The sequence below is a fragment of the Streptomyces sp. NBC_01260 genome, from assembly GCF_036226405.1.
Lineage (GTDB): Bacteria > Actinomycetota > Actinomycetes > Streptomycetales > Streptomycetaceae > Streptomyces > Streptomyces laculatispora.
The window spans coordinates 4,555,595-4,575,157 of the sequence record NZ_CP108464.1 but is presented as its reverse complement, the minus strand read 5'-3'; the positions used below and the strand labels follow the sequence as shown (position 1 = coordinate 4,575,157).

The following is a 19,563-nucleotide window of genomic DNA, read 5'->3' as shown; positions in this document are numbered from 1 at the left end:
AGTAGCGGTGCGTGATTCAGAGCGGGAAAACGCTCCGGCCGTGCTGGATCGATATCCACTTCTGGGTGGTGAAGGCGTCCACCGTCGCCTCGCCGTTCAGCCGGCCCGTCCCGGACTTCTTCTCGCCACCGAAGGCGACCAGCGGATCATCCTGGACGGTGGCGTCGTTGACGTGGAACATCCCGCTGCGAATGCGCCGGGCGAACCGCACCCCGCGTTCGGCGTCCGCGGTGTGCACGGCGCCGCTGAGCCCGTACGGGCTGTCGTTGGTCATCCGTACGGCCTCCTCCTCGCCGTCGAACGTGACCAGCAGCGCCACCGGGCCGAAGATCTCCTGGGAGAGCAGCGGGGAGTCGGCCGCGAGCCCGGTGAGCACGGTGGGCTCGACGAGATTGCCGCGGGTGCGGCCCCGGACCAGTGCCGTGGCCCCCTCGGCGACCGCCTGGTCGACCAGGGCGGTCAGGGCGTCCGCCTGGAAGGTGTTGATGACCGGGCCGATCTGGGTGTCGGGGTCGCGCGGGTCCCCGGTCCGCAGCGCTGCCACTCGTGCGGTGAACTTCTCGGTGAACTCGGGCGCGACGGCGCGGTCCACCAGTATCCGGTTGGCGGCCATGCAGACCTGGCCCTGGTAGACGAAGCGGCTGAAGACCGCGGCGTCGACCGCGTAGTCGATGTCCGCGTCGTCGAGCACCACCAGGGCGCTGTTGCCGCTGAGTTCGAGAATGGTGCGCTTGAAGAGCGCGCCCGCAGTCGCACCGACATGGCGGCCGACCCGGTCCGATCCGGCGAAGGAGATCACCTTGGGGACGGGGTGCTCTATGAACGCGTCGCCTATCTCGGCTATGTCGGTGACCAGGACGTTGAGCAGCCCGGCCGGCAGTCCCGCGTCGTGGAAGATCTTGGCGACCAGCCCGCCGCCGGCCACCGGGGCGTTCTGGTTGGGCTTGACGACGACCGCGTTGCCGAGCGCCAGGGCCGGCGCGGCCGACTTCATCGTCACCAGGAAGGGGAAGTTGAAGGCGCTGATGACGCCGACGACCCCGACGGGCTGCCGGTAGAGCCGGTTCTCCTTGCCGTCCAGCGGGGAGGCCAGGATCCGGCCGCCGGGGTGCAGCGCCTGATGGGCGGCCTCGCGCAGGAACTCCTGGGCGGCGCGGAGTTCGTACCACGCCTTGGACCGGATGCCGCCCAGTTCGTCGATGACGGCCTCGACGATCTCGTCGGCCAGCTCCTCGGTGATGCGCAGGGCCCGTTCCATGACCCGGGCGCGCTCGTACGGACTCGTGGTGGCCCAGGCCCGCTGTGCGCGCTCGGCCGCGCGGTAGGCGCGGTCGACCTCTTCGACGGTGGCGATGGTGATCGCGGCGAGCTTTTCCCCGTTGTAGGGATTGAAATCGATGATGTCCCACGAGCCGGTGCCGGTGCGCCATTCACCGTCGATGTACTGGTCGGCCAGCTCGCGGAAGAATGACATGCGATCCCTTACTGCAGGTGCAGACTCCTGTGGGGCTGTCATGGTACTGAAATATCAGGAGAGTTGGAGAAGTCCCCGCAGCAGATCCCGGCTCTCCTCGGGACCCGGGCTGTCCGCGTGGAGCCGCACCATCGCCTTTTCGTACTGGGCGACTTCTTCGGCCTTGTCCAGATAGAGCGCACTTGTCAGCTGCTCCAAATAGACAATGTCCGACAGATCGGATTCCGGGAATCGCAGCATCGTGAAGGAGCCGCTCTCCCCCGCATGTCCGCCGAAACTGAAGGGCATCACCTGGAGAGTGACGTTCGGCTGTTCCGACATTTCGATCAGATGCCGCAATTGCTCGCGCATCACCTCGCGCCCGCCGTACGGACGGCGCAGCGCCGCCTCGTCCAGCACGGCATGGAAGCGGGGGGCGCGCTCGGCGACGAGGGCCTTCTGCCGCTCCAGCCGCAGCGCGACCCGGCGGTCGATCTCGGCAGCGGGGGCGCCGCGCATCCCCCGGGAGACGACCGCGTGGGCGTAGCCCTCGGTCTGCAACAGACCGTGAACGAACTGGACTTCGTAGATCCGGATGAGCGAGGCCGCCCCTTCCAGACCGATGTACGTCTGGAACCAGCCGGGCAGCACATCGCCGAAACTGTGCCACCAGCCTGCCACGTTGGCCTCACGGGCCAGGCCGAGCAGGGAGTCGCGCTCCACCTCGTCCGTGACGCCGTAGAGCGTGAGCAGGTCCTCGACGTCCCTGGCCTTGAAGCTCACCCGTCCCAACTCCATGCGGCTGATCTTCGATTCGGAAGCCCGGATGGAGTAGCCGGCCGCCTCACGGGTGATACCGCGCGAGTCACGCAGCCGTCTGAGCTGTGAGCCCAGCAGGATGCGCCGCACCACGGATCCACTCGACTCGCCTGCCGCCACTGGTCCAACCCTCCCCATCGCTTCCCTGGCATCGGGGCTCCCCCTGAACCCCAAGAGCCGGATTCTGCCATCAAAACGCTTCAGCCCGTACTCATTCGATTACGGAAATGGGAAGACTTGCCCAAGTCTCCAAAACTCCACACAGGAAGAAATGAGCAAGAACCGGCACGGGGTCGGACAGGTCAGGCGCGTGCACGTGCATCTGCCCTTGCATCTGCCCTGCGCATTCGGAACCATGGGTGTCGCGCACCTGCGTGCTCGTTCGTGTTGTGCCGCTGTACCCGAGTACCCGTAGTACCGAGACAGCCGCGAATCCCGGGAGTGCCTCGCATGGGGACGAATGGATCGACGATGCTCGAGCCGTTACGGCAGGGGCTTCCCCCCATCGATCCCTCTGCCGTCTCCGGATCAGCCACCTGTACGCTGCCCGCCCGCTACGAGGCCGTCGGCGGGGCCAGGCAGTTCACCCGGTCGACCCTGACCGGCTGGGGTCTGCACGAGCGGTTCGACGATGTCGCGCTGGTCGTCTCCGAGTTGGTCACCAACGCCCTGCGGCACGCGCTGCCCGCCGACATCCCGCGCGAACCGCAGGACCCGCCCGTGCGGCTGCATCTGATGCGCTGGACCTCGCGGCTGGTGTGCGCGGTACGCGACCCGAGCCAGGCGAGCCCGGTGGCGTCCGAGGCCGCCGACTGCGCGGAGTCGGGCCGCGGCCTCTTCCTCGTGGAGTCCTTCAGCGACTGCTGGGGCTGGCACCACTCACCCGTACTGGGTACGGAGGGCACCTCCGGCGCGGCGCTTCGCGGGAAGGTCGTCTGGGCGCTTTTCCGGCTGTCCGACCCGGCGTGACACACCGACGGCGGCACCGGACGACGCCGCGCGCGGCGGCGGGCACGGTGTCGCACGGTCGGGCGGAGGTCAGCCCTCCGCTATGAGGTGGTCGAACTCCCCGTCCTTGACGCCGAGCAGCAGCGCCTCTATCTCGGCCGGCGTATAGACCAGCGCCGGCCCGTCGGGATGCCGCGAATTGCGCATCGCCACATCCCCGTCGGGCAGTTTCGCGAACTCCACGCAGGATCCTTGGGAGTTGCTGTGTCTGCTCTTCTGCCAGGCGACTCCGCGGAGCTCTGTCGCCGCCATGCCGTTGTACACGTGGTGCACAGGACGCTCCCCGAGTTGCAAGGTGCAAGTGTCAACTGTCTCGGATCATAGCTGTGTTCAATTTCCCGTGCATGAGCGGATGCATGGGCAGATGCACGTGCACGCGCGGTGTTGCTTTGATTACAGCTTCTCGCAGGAGAGACGAATGACGGGCCGGTTCGGCTCCCGATTCCCCGAGTTGACCCTCTCCAGCCCGTTGCGACTCACTGGTAGCTTGGACGGTCTTTCGTCACCCAGGGGGAATTCCACATGCGCAAACTCGTACGTACCGGCGCAGTTGTCGCCACCGGCCTGCTGACCGCGCTCGCGCTCACCGGGTGCGGCAGTGACAGCGACAAGGGGGACACGGACAGGAGTTCCGGCTCCACCGCGACCCCGGCGCCCGTCGGCAGTGACGGCTCCGGCTCCTCGACGGGCGGCGAGGACGGCGCTGCCACCGGCGGGCTCAAGGCGCTGGAGGGCGCCTGGGCCGGGCAGACCGACGGCAAGGCCGTCGTGCTGTCCGTCGCATCCGGGAAGGCCGTCGTCGTCGCCGACTCCCATGTCTGCTCGGGCAGCGCCAAGGGCGCGGACCAGGTGACCCTGGAACTCAAGTGCGCCGACGGCGACACCGACCGGACCGCGGGAGCCGTCGAGTCCAACGACGGCAAGACCCTCGTCGTCTCGTGGGACGGCGGGACCAAGGACACCCTCGGCAAGACCGACGCCGACTCGCTCGAAGGACTGCCCGGCCTGCCGACCCCGTAACACCCGCGCCTCCTTCGCGTGTTCGGCGTCCCGGCGGCGGCCGCGCCCTCAGTCGTCGGACGGGCCGGGCCGCGAGCCGCCGTCCAGGCCCCGGGAGAAATCCTCCAGGGCTTCGAGCAGGAGGTGGGCCCCGTTCCGTACGACCGGGTCCGTCCCTCCTTCGCGCAGCCGCTCCTCCTCGTCCCACTTCTTCAGCGCCTCCCGTACCGGCCCCCAGTCCGGCACCCGCCGCTCCCGCACCGCTTTCGCGCCCTGCTCGGTGGCCCGGCGCAACGCCTCGGCCAGCGGGCCGGCCTCCGGTACGGGGGTGGCGCCGCCCTCCGGGAGGTGCGCCTCCATCAGCATCGCGACCCGGCCGAGCTGGGAGAGGGCGTGCTGGGTGTCGTCCGCGGCGGCGTGCGAGAGACCGCGGTGGCGCACCGGTTCGTGCTGGGCGGTGGCCACCGCCTCCTGCCAGGCGACACGGGCCGCACGGGTGCGCAGCAGCGCGTCGCGGACGTCGTCGTGACCGCGGTCGGCCGGATCGGCGTACTGGTCGACGACCGCGGCGGCGTACCGGCCGTCCTCCTTCAGCCAGTCGCCGAGCCGGTTGTGCAGCCGCGGGGTCTCCCACGCCGGGTAGACGGCGTACGAGACCATCGCGAGGAGCCCGCCCGCGAGGGTGAGGACGACCCGTTCCAGCACGGTCTGCGACCAGTCGTCGCCCGCCATGCCCAGCAGGAAGACGACGTACGCGGCGACGCAGGCCTGCCCGACCGCGTAGCCGGTGCGCATCAGCAGGTACATCAGCAGGGCGCAGACCACGGCGAACGCGGCGGACAGCTCCACACCGGGGTGGGCGGTCTGGACGATCGCGGTGGCGAGGAAGACCCCCACGATGGTGCCGCCGAAGCGGGCCACGGAGCGTTCGTACGTCTTGGAGAACTCCGGCCGCATCACCATGACGGCCGTCATCGGCGCCCAGTAGCCGTGGCCGTACGGCAGCAGGGTGCCGAGGAGGTAGCCGACGCCCGCGACGACGGAGATCCGGATGGCGTGCCGCAGGATCGGGGAGCCGCGGTGCAGCTCGCCCCGCATCGACTTGAGCACGACCGGGACCAGCCGCAGCAGGGTGGGGCGCCTCTGGTGCTCCGCCGGCCCCCGGCCCCGGCTCGCCGCGATGGCGTCGGCGGCCTCCTCGGCCTCGGCCCGTTCCTCCTTGGTGCCGTCGCCCTCGGCCGCCTCGATGACGTCGGAGAGCAGGGCGGCGAGCCGGTCGGCGGCACGGAGCGGCGGACCGGTGAGCAGCGCCCCGGTGTCGGGGGTCTTCAGCGCGGCGACGGCGGGCGCGGGGAGCCGCACCGGGTCGCCGTGCCGGATCGCCCTGGCCGCCGCGTCGAGCAGCGATCCGGCGGCGGCGAGCAGCTCACGGACCCGGTGGCGCTCCGGACCCTCGGCCGGTACGCCCATGGCCGGGTCCGCGAGCGAGGCGAGCACCGGTCTGATCCGCTCGGCGACCCCGCGTGAGCCGTGCAGCTCGGCCGGGCGGCGGCGGGCCTGGCGCGGGGTGACGGCGGCCGCGCTGCGGGCCTCCATCAACGGCACCGGATCGAAGTGGGCGACCGGATCGTGGCGCAGCCGGCGGGCGTAGTCCGCCTCGGCGGCCAGCGCGTCGGCCAGGGCGTCGCGCTGGACGCCCCATCTACGGACCGGGAACAGCACGATCAGCGCCGCCTGGACCACTCCGCCGAACGTGATCATCGCCCCGTGCAGGGCCGCCTGGGCGACGGAGGTGGGCAGGGTGACCGTCACCAGCATGATCGCGACGTTGGACGCGGCGATGATGCCGCCCGTCGGGCCCGCCGCCCAGGCCAGCCCGGCGAGGAAGGTCCAGAGCACCAGCAGCACCATGAAGAGCAGGAGACGGTAGCCGGTGACATAGCCGATGAATGTCGACACGCCGAGGCTCACGCCGGAGACCAGGGCGAGCACCGGCCGCGGCCGCCAGCTGCGCTGGAAGGTGGCGATGGCGGCCTGGAAGGCGCCGAAGGCGGAGCTGGCCGCGACCACGGGCCCGAAGAGGGCCAGGCTCACGCCGATCACCAGGGCCAGACCGGCCGCGCCGCGGATCGCGATCAGCGGTTCGAGGCGCCGCCGCTCGATCGTCAGCCCCGAGCGGGCGGTCTCCTTCAGCGCCCGGAGCCAACTCATGCCCAGAGCCTAGCTGGAATTGCCGTTATGCCCGACTTGTCGGAATCGACCTCATGGCGTCCGCCGCCCTCGCACCGGTTCGCCCGTCGGCCTCAGTCGGAGATCTCCGGAGCGTCCGCACCCATCCTGGCTCGGTCCGCGGCGGCCGTCCCATGGATCCAGCCGTCCGGGTCGGTGGCGCCCCGCACCCGGGTGGTCGTGGTCTGCGGGAACATCCGCTCGGCGGTGTCGGTGACCGCCATGTCGCGGGCGGCCAGCACGGGCAGCAGCCCGGGGTCCGCCGCGGCGGACGGGCCGGCCGCGGCGCCCTCGGCATCGGCCGCCGCGGTGGCGCGGGCGGTGCCGTCGGCCAGCCGGCGGCCCAGCCGCTGGGCGTAGGCCATCAGGAAGGACTGCCGGAAGGTCTTGGTCCGTTTGCGCCCGCCGGCCCGCTGGCCCGCCTCGGCCCTGGTCATCGCCACGGTGCCCTGCACCAGCAGCGAGGTGTGGAGGAGCTCCACGGCCTCCAGGTCCGGCTCGAAGCCGACGACCGTCGAGAAGCCGAGATCACTGTTCCACACCGCCCGGCAGCGGTTCGCGGAGGCGACGGCGTCGAGCAGGATCGCCTTGGCCGTCTCGTACGGGGCGTCCACCCCGATCCGGCAGGCGCCCGGCGCGCGGCTGCTGTGCGAACGGGCGGCGAGCAGCGCCTCGTCGATGCTGTGCCGGGCCATCAGCTCCTGCGCCTTGGTGGTGAGCGCCTCCGCCTCCTCGGGGAACCCGGTCGCCTCCGCCTTGGCCAGCAGCGCCCGGATGCGGGTCAGCATGCGGGGTTCGTCGTGCGCGGGCGGCAGGCGCAGCCCGTCGCGCGGCGCACCGGGCGGGGGCCCGACGGGTTCGATGGCGGGCAGCCGCAGGAGCAGCCGGTACAGCCCGAGAAGTTCGCAGGCGTACGAGAACCGATCGGGCCGGCCCGGCGGCACCCCCGGCGGCAGCTCGTCCAGCTGGGACTGCCAGCGGGGCGGCAGCCGCTCGTACCGCCGGACCTCCGAGGTGATCAGCCCGGCGGTCAGACCGGCCCCGCGCTCGTCGAGTTCGCGACGGACGACCCGCACGACATCGGCGGGCAGCCAGCCGCGCTCCCAGGCGCGCCGGACGAACTCCTCGCCGCGCCGCAGCAGCTCGGCGTCGGCCGCCGGATCGGCGGCGAGGAGGGAGGCGCCGGTGTCGAGACCGGCGTCGCCGTCCGAGTAGAGGGCGGCCGCGAATGCCTGGTCGATCACCGGTTCCATGAGGTCAGGGTAGGCGTGGCGGGGCCGGTGGAATTCATCCACAGGCTGTGGATGAATTCCACCGGCCCCGCTCCGGCGTCCGTGGCCGACCGGCCCAGGGGCTGGGTCAGGGCAGGAGGACGAGCTTCCCCCGTACGTGCCCCGCCTCGCTCAGCCGCTGCGCGTCGGCCGCGTCGACGAGCGGCAGGGCCCGTTCGACCGGCACCCGCAGCTCGCCGTCGGCCGCGAGCCGGGCGTGCTCGGCCAGCTGCGCCCCGGACCGGGAGCCGCCCCCGGAGAAGGCGATCCCGTACTCCGCCGCCTTCGGGTCGGCGATGGTGACGATGCGGTCGGTGGTGCCGCCGCGCAGCTCGATGGAGTCCGGCAGCGCACCGCGCCCCGCCACGTCGAAGACCGCGTCCACACCCTGCGGGGCGGCATCGCGCACCCGGCCGACCAGTCCCTCCCCGTACTCCACCGGGGTCGCGCCGATCACCCGCAGATAGTCGTGGTTGGCCGCGGACGCCGTACCGATCACGGTCGCGCCCCGCGCCGCCGCCAGCTGCACCGCGGCCGATCCGACGGCTCCGGCCGCCCCGTGCAGCAGCAGTGTGTCGCCCTCGCCCACCGCGAGCTCGTCCAGGACGCGCTGAGCGGTGTTCGACGCGATGGTCAGCGCCGCCGCGTCCTGCCAGCTCAGCTCGGCCGGCTTGGGGGCGACGAGCGTGGCATCGGCCAGGGCGTACTCGGCGTAGGAGCCGGTGGCGCTCCAGCCGAGCACCTCGTCGCCCACCTCGACCCCGGTGACCCCTTCCCCGGTCCGGTCGACCACCCCGGCGAACTCGACGCCCGGGATCGCCGGGAGCGAGGTGGGGAACGCCTCCTCCATCCAGCCGTGCCGGATCTTGTAGTCCATCGGATTCACCCCGGCGGCCATGACCTTCACCCGCACCTGCCCCGGACCCGGGTGCGGGTCCTCGACCCGGGCCGGACGCAGGACCTCGGGTCCGCCGAACTCCTCGAAAACGATCGCTTCCATCGCGCCTGTCCCCTCGGTGGCTGCTCCGGGCCCCGAAGCAGGCCCCTGCCGATCCTCCCGTCTGCGGCGCGCACGCGCACGTCGCCCCGCTGTCAGTGCCGGGTGCCAGACTCGGCCATATGACCGAACGCTGGGCCCTGGCCACCACGGAGAGCGGTGGCGCCCGCCTCGTCCCGCTCGACCGCACGGGCCTGCCCACCGCCCCGGTCGCGACCGAACCCGACCTGGTCGAGGCCGTCCGCTCCCGCCCCGGAGTCACCCGCTGGGTGTGGCGCTCGACCGCCGAGATCTACCCCCGGCTGCTCGCCGCCGGGGTGCGGGTGGCGCGCTGCTACGACATCGAGGCCGCCGAGTCCCTCCTGCTGGGACACGAGGGCCGGCTGGGCGAACCCCGCTCCGCGGCCGCCGCCCACGCCCGGCTGCTGGGCGCCGCGGTGCCGCCCGATCCGCCGCCGCGCTCGGCGGTGCCCGGCTCCCAGTCCTCCCTGTTCGAGCCCAGGTCCGGCACGGACCTGCCCTTCGACGCCCTGCTCCAGGTGTACGCGGACCAGCTCGTCCGCCACGACGCCACGGACCGTCCGGCCCGGATGCGCCTGCTGACGGCCACCGAGTCGGCCGGCATGCTGGTCGCCGCCGAGATGCACCGTTCGGGTCTGCCCTGGCGGGCCGACGTCCACCGGGACGTCCTCCAGGAGCTGCTGGGCGAGCGGTACGCGGGCGGTGGCGAGCCGCGCAAGCTGGCCGAGCTGGCGGACGAGGTGTCCGCCGCCTTCGGCCGCAGGGTCCGCCCGGACCTCCCCGCCGACGTGGTGCGGGCGTTCGCCCAGGCCGGCATCAAGGTGAAGTCGACCCGGCGCTGGGAGCTGGAGGAGCTGGACCATCCGGCGGTGCGACCGCTCGTCCAGTACAAGAAGCTGTACCGGATCTGGACGGCACACGGCTGGAGCTGGCTCCAGGACTGGGTCCGCGACGGCCGCTTCCGCCCCGAGTACCAGCCGGGCGGCACGGTCAGCGGCCGCTGGACGACCAACGGCGGCGGGGCGCTGCAGATCCCCAAGGTGATCCGGCAAGCGGTCGTCGCCGACGAGGGCTGGTGCCTCGTCGTCGCGGACGCCGACCAGATGGAGCCCAGAGTGCTGGCCGCGATCTCCCGTGACCGGGGCCTCATGGAGGTGGCCGGCCACGACGGCGACCTCTACACCGCACTGTCCGACCGCGCCTTCCACGGCGACCGCGACCACGCCAAGATCGCCCTGCTCGGCGCCGTCTACGGCCAGACCTCCGGGGACGGCCTGAAGAATCTGGCCGCCCTGCGCCGTAGATTCCCGCATGCCGTCGCCTATGTGGACGATGCCGCGAAGGCCGGCGAGGAAGGCCGTCTCGTACGGACCTGGCTCGGCCGGACCAGCCCGCCCGCAGCAGGCAGCGGGGACGACGGGGAGGCCGGAATCCCGCAGGAGGGCGACGATGCTCCGGCGACCGGCTCCGAGCATGCGGCGGACGGCGGCTTCACGCCCGGCTACGCCTCGTCCAACGCCCGTGCGCGCGGCCGCTTCACCCGTAACTTCGTAGTGCAGGGCAGCGCCGCCGACTGGGCGCTGCTGCTCCTGGCCGCCCTGCGCCGGACGATCACCGCCGCCGGGCTCCGGGCCGAACTGGTCTTCTTCCAGCACGACGAGGTGATCGTGCACTGTCCGCAGCAGGAGGCCGAGACGGTGGTGGAGGCCATCCGGGCCGCCGGTGAGCTGGCCGGCCGGACGGCCTTCGGTGAGACACCGGTGCGCTTCCCGTTCACCACGGCGGTGGTGCGGCGCTACTCGGACGCGAAGTAAGGGCCGGATCGCAGGTCAGGGGCTGTCCGGCGCGCGCCGCCACGGACGACGCCGCCCATCACCGCCCCGGCGGCCGGCGGCCGGGGTGCGGAACACGGTGAGTCCGTGGTCCTGGGGACCGGAGGCGGCCAAGTGCCGGTGGCGGTTGCGTCCGTTGAGCAGATGGATCGCGAACGCCACCACGGCGATCATGCCGATGACTACCGCGACGGTGATCAGGGTCTCCATGCCTCATGCCCTCCTCGGGCCGTCCCCCGCGTCCCTCCAGGCTACTGCGCAACCACCCGCGGCGGCGGCCCGGGGAGCGGGCCGGGCCGGGATACGGAGTGTGCCCCGGGGAAGGAGCCCGGGGCGCACGCGCGGCGGTGGTGCCCGCCGGTCCGCTCGTCTACCCGCGTTCCCACAAGGCGGGGACGTTCGGCGGCTCCCAGCCGGTCAGGGCGGTGTGCGCCTGCAGACAGCGGTACGCGACCCCGCCGTACGTGACGCGGTCTCCCGCGCGGTAGACCGCGCCGGACGCCCAGCTGCCGCCCGGGCCGGTCGGCGGGTCGGTCGGATCCGTCGGGTCCTGCGCGACGTCGAGGACGAAGTCGAAGGACCCCTCCTTCCCGGAGCCGACGGACCGGACGTTCATCAGGAGCGCCGGGTCGAAGATGCTGTCGGTGTTGTTGCGCGGCTCGTTCGGGAAGTAGAGCTGCGTGGTGAGAATCCTCGAGCCGGGCGCCTGGGCCTTCACATGGATGTGCCGGGTGCGGCCGGGATACAGGCCCGCCACGACCGTGGAGAGGGTGAACGCCCCGGACGCGTCGGTGAACTGGTGCCCGCGGAAGCCGAATCCGCTCATGTCGTACGCGCCGTTGGTGTCGGCCTGCCAGAAGTCGAGCAGCACCCCGGGGATGGGCTTGCAGGCCCGCCCGAAGACATAGCCGCTGACGGTCAGCCGGACGCCGGGCGTCCCGGAGGTCACCAGGCTGGTGCGCAGCGGGGAGTTGGGCTTGAAGTACGGGCCCTCGATCTGGTCGTGGGTCGGGTCGTCGCCGTCGTCGCAGTCCGGGGTCGGGGCGAGCGGGACGCCGGTGGAGCCGGTGTCGCGTGCCAGCGCCACCCCGGTCCCGGCGAACAGCGGGACGGCGGTGGCCACCAGGGCCGCTTTGAGCAGCGTCTTGCGGCTGATCCGCCGGTCTTCGGAGAAGCGGTCGATGGGGTCGGGGGTCATGGCGGACTCCTCGGGATGGTGGGGGAAGGGCATGCGGGTGCATGGGGGTCCCGGGCGCTGCCCGGGGCCCCGCTCCTCGATCGCCGGAGGGGCTCGGAGCGCGGCAGGGGTGCTACAGCGCCTGCCACAGCGCGGGGACGTTCGCGGGCGTCCAGCCGGCCTGGGCCTGATGTCCCTGGAGGCAGCGGTATCTGGCGGAGCCGTACGTCACCACGTCGCCCGCGGCGTACACGGTGCCGGCCGCCCAGCTCCCGCCGGGATCGGTCGGCGGGCCGGTCGGATCGGTCGGGGTGGCGTTGGTGACCAGGGTGAGTCCGTATGCCTGGAGGGCGGGGTTCACCGGCTGGAAGTACGTCGTGCCGCCCTGGGAGCAGTTGCCGGTGCCTCCGGAGGTGACGCCCTGGGCCTGGCTGCCGGAGACGAACGAGCCGCCGGAGTCGCCGGGTTCGGCGCACACGTTGGTGCGGGTCACTCCGGAGACGGCGCCCTCCTGGTAGGTGACGCTGCTGTTGCGCTGCTGGACGGTGCCGCAGTGCCAGCCGGTCGTCGAGCCCGAGCGGCAGACCGACGAGCCCTCCAGCGCCTCGGTGGAACCGGTGACCGTCACATCGCCGGTGCCATAGCCGTTCACCAGCGGCCGCGGGGTCCAGCCGGTGTTCGCGGCGACCCAGGAGTAGTCGCGGCCGGGGAAGGTGGAGCCCTGGAAGGAGCCCTGGGCCTGCTGGTTGTAACCGCTGGTGCTGACGCCCGGGGTTCCGCAGTGCCCGGCGCTGACGAACCCGCCCTGGGTGCCGCGCTTGACGGGGAAGCCGATGGAACAGCGGCCCGAGCCGTTCATGTAGTACGCGTCACCGCCACGCAGATCCGTGAACGTACGCGGTGCGCCTGTCGACTGACTGACCGTCACTAACTGCCGCGACACTCCGGCCGAGGCGAGGAAGGTGTCGGCTGCGGCGCCGCGGCCGGCCTCGACGACGACGCGGTTGGTGCGCACATCGACGTACCAGACGGGTATGTCCTTCGGCGCCCGGTGCAGCGCCACCCGGTCGAGGGCGTCCTTGGCCGAGGTGAGTTCGGCCAGGCTGTGGGCGACGACGACGGCCCGCGCACCGGCCTCGGTGATCCTGGCGGTGTCCGCCGCATCGGTCGTGGCGACGGTCAGTTCAGCCGCGTCACCGCTCACCCGGGCCCCGGCGAAACCGGCGCCGAGGGAGTGCCGCAGCCCGGCGGCCACGGCTGCCGCGCGGGTCTCCTCGCCGACCCTGGCCCGTGCCCGGCCGGCGGTCAGTCCGAGATCCCGCCGCATCGCCTTGAGCAGACCGGGAGAGAGCCGGTCCGCCCCGGCGGCGGGGGCGTCGGCAGCGGGTGAGGGATCGGCGGACGCGGTGCCGGTCAGCCCGGCCAGGGCGAGCGCGCCGACGGCCACGGTGGCGGTACACGCGGCCAGTGCACGTCTTCGGAGCATGGATCTCTCCACGGAACTCTCCTTGGTTGCGGGGGAATTGCCGTCAACGTAGCCGCGCGCACCCGGCTCCAGGAGATCCCGTCCACCCCATCGCATCACGTTATGGGGCAGCCGTGACCGGCGGCGATACGGTCAAACCCCGTTCCCGGCCTCCCCGCGTGCGGCCCGCACGAGTAGGTTCCCCTCATGCGAATAGGCCAACTGCTCGGCACCGGACGCTCCGCCGACGTATACGAACTGGACGAGGAGTGGGTCCTGCGGCGCTATCGCGTCGATCTGGACGCCACACGCGAGATGCCCGTCATGTCCTACCTGTCGGCCTCCGGCTACCCGGTCCCCCGGCTCGGTCCGCTGCCCGCGTCGGCCGGTCCCGGCGACCTGATCATGCAGCGCCTGACCGGTCCGACGATGCTGGAGTCCCTGATCTCCGGCGCGCTCGGCGGGGACGAGGGCTCCGCCGTGCTGGCCGGTCTGCTCGCCGATCTGCACACCGTCCCGGCCCGGCTCTCGGCGCATCCCGAGGACCGGATCCTCCACCTCGACCTGCATCCGGGCAACGTGATGCTGACGGCCGACGGCCCCATGGTGATCGACTGGAGCAACACCGAGGAGGGCCCGCCCGCCCTGGACCGGGCCATGACCGCGCTGATCCTGGCCCAGGTCGCGGTCGATCCCCATATCCCGGCAGCGGCGGGCGCCCGCGCGCTGCTGGACACCCTGATGCCCCTTCTGGCCGCCGACGACGGCATCCCGGCCCGCCATCTCGCCGCCGCGGCGGCCCGCCGCGCCGCCAATCCGACGATGAGCCCGGCCGAACTGGCCCTCATCGACGAGGCGTCGGACCTGGTCGCGTCGCTGTCGGGGTGACGGTCTCCTCCGCGACCGGGAGTGGATCAGCTGTCGCGGGGGCGGCCGTGAGCCCGTCCGCGCCGCAGGGCCCCGGTCACTCGCGTGTGCCCGCGAGTTCGACCGGCCGGGTGCGCAGCGCGAGCGAGGCGGGCAGCACGGCGAAGACCACGGCCAGGGCCGCGCTCGCCGCCACCACGAGGCCGACGGTGCCCCACGGGACGACGACGCCGGACCCGACGTCGAGCCGGCCGAGAGCGGTCCGCACGCCGAGCAGGTTCAGCGCGGCGACGACCGCGCCGAGCACCGCGCCCACCGCGACCACGGCCAGTGCCTCCACCCCGACCAGCCGCAGCACCTGCGCCTTCGTCGCCCCGGCGAGACGGAGCACCGCCAGGTCCCGCACCCGGTCCGCGGTGGCCATCACCTGTGTGTTGGCCAGCGCGATCCCCGTGTACACCAGGGCGATCGCCAGAATCATCAGCAGCCCGAGCCGGGTACTGCCGCCGGTGCGCGGGTGGTTGGCCGTCACCCACTGCGCCGTGGTCCGCACGTCGGTGCCGGTCGCCCGGCCGGCCGCGTACAACTGCTTCCCGACGGCAGACCGGTCCGCACCGGTCCGGACCCCGACGTCGATCCGGTCGATCCCGGCGCCGGCGGCGTTGTGCGGGGTGAGGTAGACGCCGTTGTTGCCCGTGCCGGCGGAGAGCACGGCCACCACCCGCAGGGTGACCTTGCGGCCGTCGCCCAGCCAGACGCCGACGCGCTCGCCGATCGTCGTGGTCAGCCACTCCTCGTTCACGACGATGCCGCCGTCGTCGAGGTCGGCGAACCGGCCCGCCACCACCGGCAGCGCGGACACGGCGGCCGCGTCCGCCGGGTCCACCGCCCTGGCCTCGGAGCGGACGAGCGCCGTGCCCTCCTCGAGCACGGTCACGGAGGTGGAGCGCGAGGCGCTGACCGCGGCGCCGGGGATGTGCCGGGCCCGTTCGGCGAACCGCGGGGAGAGCGTGCCGCCCCCGCCGTCCGCCGCGGCCACGAAGTCCGCGGTCGCCTGGGTGCGCGCCTCGGCGGCCTTGGCCGCGTCGATGGTGGCCGTCGTGCCCATGAGCGAGGCGGCCAGGGCGACGGTGACGATCACGGGAGCGGCGACGGCAGCCGTCCGGCGCAGCCCGGCGGAGGCGTTCTCCCTGGTCAGTACGCCTGTGGCGCCGGGCAGCTGAGCCGGCAGCCAGGTGAGGAACCGGGTGACGGGACGGACCAGCACGGGCGCGAACAGGGCGAACCCGGTGATCAGCAGCATCGGCTGGGTGAGGTACGTCTTGCGCTTGAGGACACCGCCGGGGTCCTGGACGAGCAGGGCAGCCACCAGCGCGATCCCGGTCAGCAGTACGGCCGCGCCCAGCAGCACCCGGCTCAACGGCATCGAGCCGCTGTCGACGGCGGATTCGCGCAGCGCCTCGACCGGTCCGGTCCGGCCCGCCCGGTGCGCGGCGGCGACCGCGCCCGCCAGTGCCACGGCCAGCCCGGTCCAGAACGCGGCGTGCAGCGGCCAGCTCTGGTCACCGATCGCGAACCAGTGGGGGGCGATCCCCTCGCCGACCATCCAGGAGGCGAGCCGGGGCGCACCGAGCAGGCCCAGCCGGCAGCCCGCGGCCGACGCGAGTACGCCGACGAGGACGGCTTCCGCGTACACCAGCCGGCGCACCTGGCCGGGGGTGGCGCCCGCCGTGCGCAGCAGGCCGAACTCGCGGCGGCGCTGAGCCACCCCGTAGGAGAAGGTCGAGGCGACCACGAAGACGGAGACGAAGGCCGTGATGCCCGCGGCCGTGCCCAGCAGGGCGTTGACCGAGACCAGGGCCTCGGCGTCCCGGTCCGGATCGGGGTCGGCCCGGCGCCGGTCGTCGCCGGTGAGGACCGCCATCGCGGAGTCCCGGCGCACGGCCGCGCGCACCGCGGCCGGATCGGCGTGCACCACCACGGCGTCGATGTCCGGGGAGATCCTGGCAGCCTCGGCGGCGGTGAAGAACACCGCGGTCTCGAAGCCCGCCGGTCGCACCGTACCGACCACGGTCCTGCTGCCGCTGCCCGCCGGGGTGGTGACGGTGATCCGGTCCCCGGTACGCACGGCGGAGCCGTCCCCCGCCGTCACGACGACCTCGCCGGCCGCGGCCGGGGCCCGTCCGGAGGTGAGCCGGTAGGGGGCGGCGGCCGCGACCGGCCAGGGGTGCCCGACGGTCCCCCGGCCGTCGGCTCCTTCGCCGTCGCCGTCGCCGTCGCCGTCCAGGACGGTGTTTCCGACCGAGACGGGGAACGTGCGGTCCTGCGCCGTGCGGCCGAGTCCGGCGAGCTCGGCGGCGAGCTTCGCGGGGACCGGCCGGGGGTCGGTGAGCTTCTGCGTCCGGACGCCGATCGGGGTCTCCACCCGCAGCCGGTCCTCGCCCCGGACCAGGACGGGGGCCGCGGCGAACCGCTCCGGGCCCTGGTGCGGGGCGGCGAACGTGGCCGCGAGCGCCATCCCGGTGGTGGCGACGATCCCCACGCCGAGGGCCAGCGCGATGAAGGAGCCGGCGAAGGTGACCCAGCGGGTCCGGATGCCCTGGAGCACGAGGCTCAGCACGGGACCGCCGCCATCCTCGTCATACGCGCGGCGATCTGCTCGGCGGCCGGGGAGTGCAGCTCGCCCTGGACCCGGCCGTCGGCGAGGAACAGCACCCGGTCGGCACAGGAGGCCGCGACCGGGTCGTGCGTCACCATGATCACGGTCTGGCCGCCGTCGGCCATGGTGCGCAGCATCGAGAGCACCTCCCGTCCGGTGGTGGTGTCGAGCGCGCCGGTGGGCTCGTCACCGAAGAGCACGTCGGGCCGGGTGACCAGGGCGCGGGCCAGGGCAACCCGCTGCTGCTGGCCGCCGGACAGCTCGCCGGGCCGGTGCCCCGCCCGCTCGCGCAGCCCCACCCGCTCCAGCACGTCGAGGACTTCGCCCCGCTTGGGGCGGCGGCCTGCCAGCCGCAGCGGAAGCGCCACGTTCTGCTCGGCGGTGAGGGAGGGCAGCAGGTTGAACGCCTGGAAGACGAAACCGATACGGCTGCGGCGCAGCAGGGTCAGCCTCCGCTCGCTGAGCCCGGTCAGTTCGGTGTCACCGAGGAACACCCGGCCGCCGGTCGGCCGGTCGAGACCGGCGGTGCACTGGAGCAAGGTGGACTTGCCGGAGCCGGACGGGCCCATGACGGCGGTGAAGGTGCCCCGCGGGATGTCCAGGCTCACTCCGTCCAGCGCGGTCACCGCGCCGGATTTCCTGCCGTAGGACCGGGTGACCGAACGGAGTCGGACAGCTGCTTGATTCATGGTCCAAGCCAACCGCTTCCGCGCTTGCGGCACATCGCAGCGAGCGGGAGTCCCCAGGGTGGAGGTAGCTCCACCCTGGGGGGTCGACGCTGCTGGGTGGTCCGCCTCCCCCGCCGCGCCCTACCGTTCCCCCATGTCCTCCTCCCCCGGCCTTCGGCAGGCACTGCGACAGCGCCGCTACGTACGCGGCGGGTGGCCCTGGCGGGCCGCGCTCTATCTGCTGACGAGCGTGCCCATCGGCATCGCGACACTCACCGCCCTGCTCCTGCTGGCGGCCGCGGGCAGTGTGCTCACGGTGGTCCTGATCGGCATCCCGCTGCTGCTGACCCTCGTGCTCGCGGGCATCCCGCTGGCCTCGCTGGAACGGCGGAGGCTGCGGCTGCTCGACCCCCGGCCCCTCGCCCCGGCACACCGCGAACCGGATGGCACCGGACTGTCGTCCTGGCTGCGCACCCGTCTCCAGGAGCGTTCCACCTGGCGCGAGTTGGGGTACGCGCTGCTGTTCGCCCTGGTGCTGTGGCCGCTGGAGGCGCTGGCCGTGGGAACCGCCCTCACGGTCTGCGGCGGCCTGATCGCGGCGCCCGTGATGCTGGCGGCGAGCGGCGGCGAGGAGGTCCGGGTGCTCAAGATCTGGCTCGCCCACTCCTACCCGCCCGCCTTCGCGGCACTGCTCGCCGGGGTGGTCCTGCTGCCGTTGTCCGCGTATCCGCTGGGGGTGCTGGCGGCCGGCCGGGCGATGCTGACCCGGCAGCTGCTCTCCCCGCCGGAGGCCGGACTCGACTCCCGGCTCCAGGAGTTGGGCCGCTCCCGGATGCGGCTGGTGGACGCCTTCGAGGCGGAGCGGCGCCGGATCGAACGCGATCTGCACGACGGTGCGCAGCAACGGCTCGTCGCCCTCTCCATGACGCTCGGCCTGGCCCGGCTGGAGAGCCCCGCGCAGCCGCTGGCCGGACTCCTCGCCAAGGCCCATGAGGAGGCCGGGGTCGCCCTGGTGGAGATCAGGGAGCTGATCCAGGGCATCCACCCCCAGGTCCTCACCGACCGGGGGCTGCGGGCCGCCGTGGAGGATGTCGCGGACCGCTCGGTGGTCCCGGTGGACGTGGAACTCGATCTGCCGGACCGGCTGCTCGAAGCCGTCGAGACCGGGGCCTACTTCGCGGTCTGCGAGGCGCTGGCGAACGTGGCCAAGCACAGCGGGGCGAGCCGGGCCCGGGTGACCGGCCGGACGGAGCGGGGCCGGCTCGTGGTGGAGGTCTCGGACGACGGGGTGGGCGGGGCCGTGACCAGCGGCGGAACGGGACTTGAGGGGGTGGCCGATCGTCTCTCGGTGCTCGGCGGCCACCTGCTACTGTCCAGTCCCCCCGGCGGGCCCACGGTGTTCCGCCTGGAGGTCCCCGCCCCGCCCGCGAACAAAAGGACCTGATCGTGCGGATCGTACTGGCCGAGGACAGCGTGCTCCTGCGGGAGGGACTGGTCGGCCTGCTGGAGCGATTCGGCCACCAGGTGGTGGCGGGCGCCGGAACGGCCGGCGAGCTGATCGCGGCCGTCACCGAGCACCGCCCGGACATCGTCGTGACCGATGTCCGGATGCCCCCCGGCTTCTCCGACGAAGGGCTGCGCGCCGCGATCGAACTGCGCACCCGGCAGGCGGACCTGCCCGTCCTCGTACTCAGCCAGTACGTCCAGCGCACCTACGCCGAGGATCTGCTCGACTCCGCGGACGGCAGGGGCGTCGGCTATCTGCTCAAGGAACGGATCGGCCACGTCGAGGAGTTCATCGACGCCCTGCACCGGGTCGGCGCAGGGGACACGGTGGTGGATCCGGAGGTGGTCCGCCAGCTGATCCGGCACCGCAGGGACCCCATGGCGCGGCTGACGGCCCGCGAGCAGGAGGTGCTGGCCCTGATGGCGCAGGGCAAGTCCAACGCCTCCGTCGCCGCGGCGATGACGGTCAGTGAGGGCACGGTCAGCAAGCACTTCGGCAGCATCCTGGGCAAGCTCGACCTGTCACTGGACGACACCACGAACCGCCGGGTGCTGGCGGTACTGGCATACCTGCGGGGCAGCCCTTAGGCCG

General features: G+C 72.8%; 17 protein-coding genes. 6 read left to right on the top strand and 11 right to left on the bottom strand.

The features are described from left to right. Positions 1–16: 16 nt before the first annotated feature. On the bottom strand, positions 17–1,474 hold the full coding sequence (locus OG322_RS20445) for an aldehyde dehydrogenase family protein (RefSeq protein ID WP_123460078.1): 1,458 nt from the start codon (positions 1,472–1,474) through the stop codon (positions 17–19). A 54-nt stretch (positions 1,475–1,528) separates the two neighbouring features. Continuing rightward, positions 1,529–2,410 carry a helix-turn-helix domain-containing protein gene (locus OG322_RS20440; protein ID WP_123460079.1) on the bottom strand — a complete coding sequence of 294 codons (882 nt, stop codon included), beginning with the start codon at positions 2,408–2,410 and terminating at the stop codon, positions 1,529–1,531. Between the two features lie 333 nt (positions 2,411–2,743). Here OG322_RS20440 and OG322_RS20435 point away from each other — a divergent pair, with 333 nt between their 5' ends. Further along, positions 2,744–3,241 (top strand): ATP-binding protein, encoded by a 498-nt coding sequence (locus OG322_RS20435; RefSeq protein ID WP_123460080.1) that lies wholly within the window; start codon positions 2,744–2,746, stop codon positions 3,239–3,241. 69 nt (positions 3,242–3,310) lie between these two features. Here the strand turns inward: OG322_RS20435 and OG322_RS20430 are convergent, their stop codons facing one another. Then, positions 3,311–3,553 carry a DUF397 domain-containing protein gene (locus OG322_RS20430; RefSeq protein ID WP_073733643.1) on the bottom strand — a complete coding sequence of 81 codons (243 nt, stop codon included), beginning with the start codon at positions 3,551–3,553 and terminating at the stop codon, positions 3,311–3,313. Between the two features lie 249 nt (positions 3,554–3,802). Here OG322_RS20430 and OG322_RS20425 point away from each other — a divergent pair, with 249 nt between their 5' ends. Continuing rightward, entirely contained in the window at positions 3,803–4,300 is a 498-nt protein-coding gene (locus OG322_RS20425; RefSeq protein ID WP_123460081.1) for a hypothetical protein, read from the top strand. A 48-nt stretch (positions 4,301–4,348) separates the two neighbouring features. Here the strand turns inward: OG322_RS20425 and OG322_RS20420 are convergent, their stop codons facing one another. From OG322_RS20420 to OG322_RS20410, 3 genes are all read right to left on the bottom strand, one after another. Next, the gene (locus OG322_RS20420; protein ID WP_123460082.1) at positions 4,349–6,490 is read right to left on the bottom strand and encodes an FUSC family protein; all 2,142 of its coding nucleotides are present in this window, start codon (positions 6,488–6,490) and stop codon (positions 4,349–4,351) included. 92 nt (positions 6,491–6,582) lie between these two features. Further along, a complete protein-coding gene (locus OG322_RS20415; protein WP_329306777.1) occupies positions 6,583–7,761 on the bottom strand; it encodes a DUF2786 domain-containing protein in 1,179 nt (392 codons plus the stop codon). Positions 7,762–7,867: 106 nt separating this feature from the next. Further along, positions 7,868–8,779 (bottom strand): NADP-dependent oxidoreductase, encoded by a 912-nt coding sequence (locus OG322_RS20410; RefSeq protein WP_123460084.1) that lies wholly within the window; start codon positions 8,777–8,779, stop codon positions 7,868–7,870. A 119-nt stretch (positions 8,780–8,898) separates the two neighbouring features. On the opposite strand from OG322_RS20410, the gene OG322_RS20405 reads away from it, so the two are divergent. Then, complete coding sequence (locus tag OG322_RS20405; protein WP_329306776.1) at positions 8,899–10,611, top strand: bifunctional 3'-5' exonuclease/DNA polymerase; 1,713 nt, start codon at positions 8,899–8,901, stop codon at positions 10,609–10,611. 15 nt (positions 10,612–10,626) lie between these two features. Here OG322_RS20405 and OG322_RS20400 read toward each other — a convergent pair whose 3' ends face one another. From OG322_RS20400 to OG322_RS20390, 3 genes are all read right to left on the bottom strand, one after another. Next, entirely contained in the window at positions 10,627–10,839 is a 213-nt protein-coding gene (locus OG322_RS20400) for a hypothetical protein (protein ID WP_124284309.1), read from the bottom strand. 160 nt (positions 10,840–10,999) lie between these two features. Next, positions 11,000–11,827, bottom strand: coding sequence for a dioxygenase family protein (locus tag OG322_RS20395; protein WP_329306775.1), 828 nt, complete (start codon positions 11,825–11,827; stop codon positions 11,000–11,002). Between the two features lie 112 nt (positions 11,828–11,939). Next, on the bottom strand, positions 11,940–13,292 hold the full coding sequence (locus tag OG322_RS20390) for an alpha-lytic protease prodomain-containing protein (RefSeq protein ID WP_329306774.1): 1,353 nt from the start codon (positions 13,290–13,292) through the stop codon (positions 11,940–11,942). 186 nt (positions 13,293–13,478) lie between these two features. Here OG322_RS20390 and OG322_RS20385 point away from each other — a divergent pair, with 186 nt between their 5' ends. Beyond that, positions 13,479–14,159 carry a phosphotransferase gene (locus OG322_RS20385; RefSeq protein ID WP_123460089.1) on the top strand — a complete coding sequence of 227 codons (681 nt, stop codon included), beginning with the start codon at positions 13,479–13,481 and terminating at the stop codon, positions 14,157–14,159. Positions 14,160–14,235: 76 nt separating this feature from the next. Here the strand turns inward: OG322_RS20385 and OG322_RS20380 are convergent, their stop codons facing one another. Then, entirely contained in the window at positions 14,236–16,758 is a 2,523-nt protein-coding gene (locus tag OG322_RS20380) for an ABC transporter permease (RefSeq protein ID WP_329306773.1), read from the bottom strand. Next, positions 16,752–17,486: an ABC transporter ATP-binding protein gene (locus tag OG322_RS20375; protein ID WP_329306772.1), complete on the bottom strand. Its 735-nt coding sequence runs from the start codon at positions 17,484–17,486 to the stop codon at positions 16,752–16,754. Before OG322_RS20375 ends, OG322_RS20380 begins: the two co-directional genes overlap by 7 nt. Before the next feature lie 133 nt (positions 17,487–17,619). Here OG322_RS20375 and OG322_RS20370 point away from each other — a divergent pair, with 133 nt between their 5' ends. Together OG322_RS20370 and OG322_RS20365 are read left to right on the top strand one after the other, a co-directional pair. Beyond that, positions 17,620–18,909, top strand: a complete 1,290-nt coding sequence (locus OG322_RS20370; RefSeq protein ID WP_266411667.1) for a sensor histidine kinase — start codon at positions 17,620–17,622, stop codon at positions 18,907–18,909. Further along, complete coding sequence (locus tag OG322_RS20365) at positions 18,909–19,559, top strand: response regulator transcription factor (RefSeq protein WP_329307750.1); 651 nt, start codon at positions 18,909–18,911, stop codon at positions 19,557–19,559. The genes OG322_RS20370 and OG322_RS20365 overlap by 1 nt, the downstream gene beginning before the upstream one ends. Positions 19,560–19,563: the final 4 nt, after the last annotated feature.

What these genes read in the sequence shown, in the direction of transcription:
- OG322_RS20445 (WP_123460078.1), bottom strand. Translation starts at nt 1,474, where the DNA reads ATGTCATTCTTCCGCGAGCTGGCCGACCAGTACATCGACGGTGAATGG.
- OG322_RS20440 (WP_123460079.1), bottom strand. Translation starts at nt 2,410, where the DNA reads ATGGGGAGGGTTGGACCAGTGGCGGCAGGCGAGTCGAGTGGATCCGTG.
- OG322_RS20435 (WP_123460080.1), top strand. Translation starts at nt 2,744, where the DNA reads ATGCTCGAGCCGTTACGGCAGGGGCTTCCCCCCATCGATCCCTCTGCC.
- OG322_RS20425 (WP_123460081.1), top strand. Translation starts at nt 3,803, where the DNA reads ATGCGCAAACTCGTACGTACCGGCGCAGTTGTCGCCACCGGCCTGCTG.
- OG322_RS20420 (WP_123460082.1), bottom strand. Translation starts at nt 6,490, where the DNA reads ATGAGTTGGCTCCGGGCGCTGAAGGAGACCGCCCGCTCGGGGCTGACG.
- OG322_RS20415 (WP_329306777.1), bottom strand. Translation starts at nt 7,761, where the DNA reads ATGGAACCGGTGATCGACCAGGCATTCGCGGCCGCCCTCTACTCGGAC.
- OG322_RS20410 (WP_123460084.1), bottom strand. Translation starts at nt 8,779, where the DNA reads ATGGAAGCGATCGTTTTCGAGGAGTTCGGCGGACCCGAGGTCCTGCGT.
- OG322_RS20405 (WP_329306776.1), top strand. Translation starts at nt 8,899, where the DNA reads ATGACCGAACGCTGGGCCCTGGCCACCACGGAGAGCGGTGGCGCCCGC.
- OG322_RS20400 (WP_124284309.1), bottom strand. Translation starts at nt 10,839, where the DNA reads ATGGAGACCCTGATCACCGTCGCGGTAGTCATCGGCATGATCGCCGTG.
- OG322_RS20395 (WP_329306775.1), bottom strand. Translation starts at nt 11,827, where the DNA reads ATGACCCCCGACCCCATCGACCGCTTCTCCGAAGACCGGCGGATCAGC.
- OG322_RS20390 (WP_329306774.1), bottom strand. Translation starts at nt 13,292, where the DNA reads ATGCTCCGAAGACGTGCACTGGCCGCGTGTACCGCCACCGTGGCCGTC.
- OG322_RS20385 (WP_123460089.1), top strand. Translation starts at nt 13,479, where the DNA reads ATGCGAATAGGCCAACTGCTCGGCACCGGACGCTCCGCCGACGTATAC.
- OG322_RS20375 (WP_329306772.1), bottom strand. Translation starts at nt 17,486, where the DNA reads ATGAATCAAGCAGCTGTCCGACTCCGTTCGGTCACCCGGTCCTACGGC.
- OG322_RS20370 (WP_266411667.1), top strand. Translation starts at nt 17,620, where the DNA reads ATGTCCTCCTCCCCCGGCCTTCGGCAGGCACTGCGACAGCGCCGCTAC.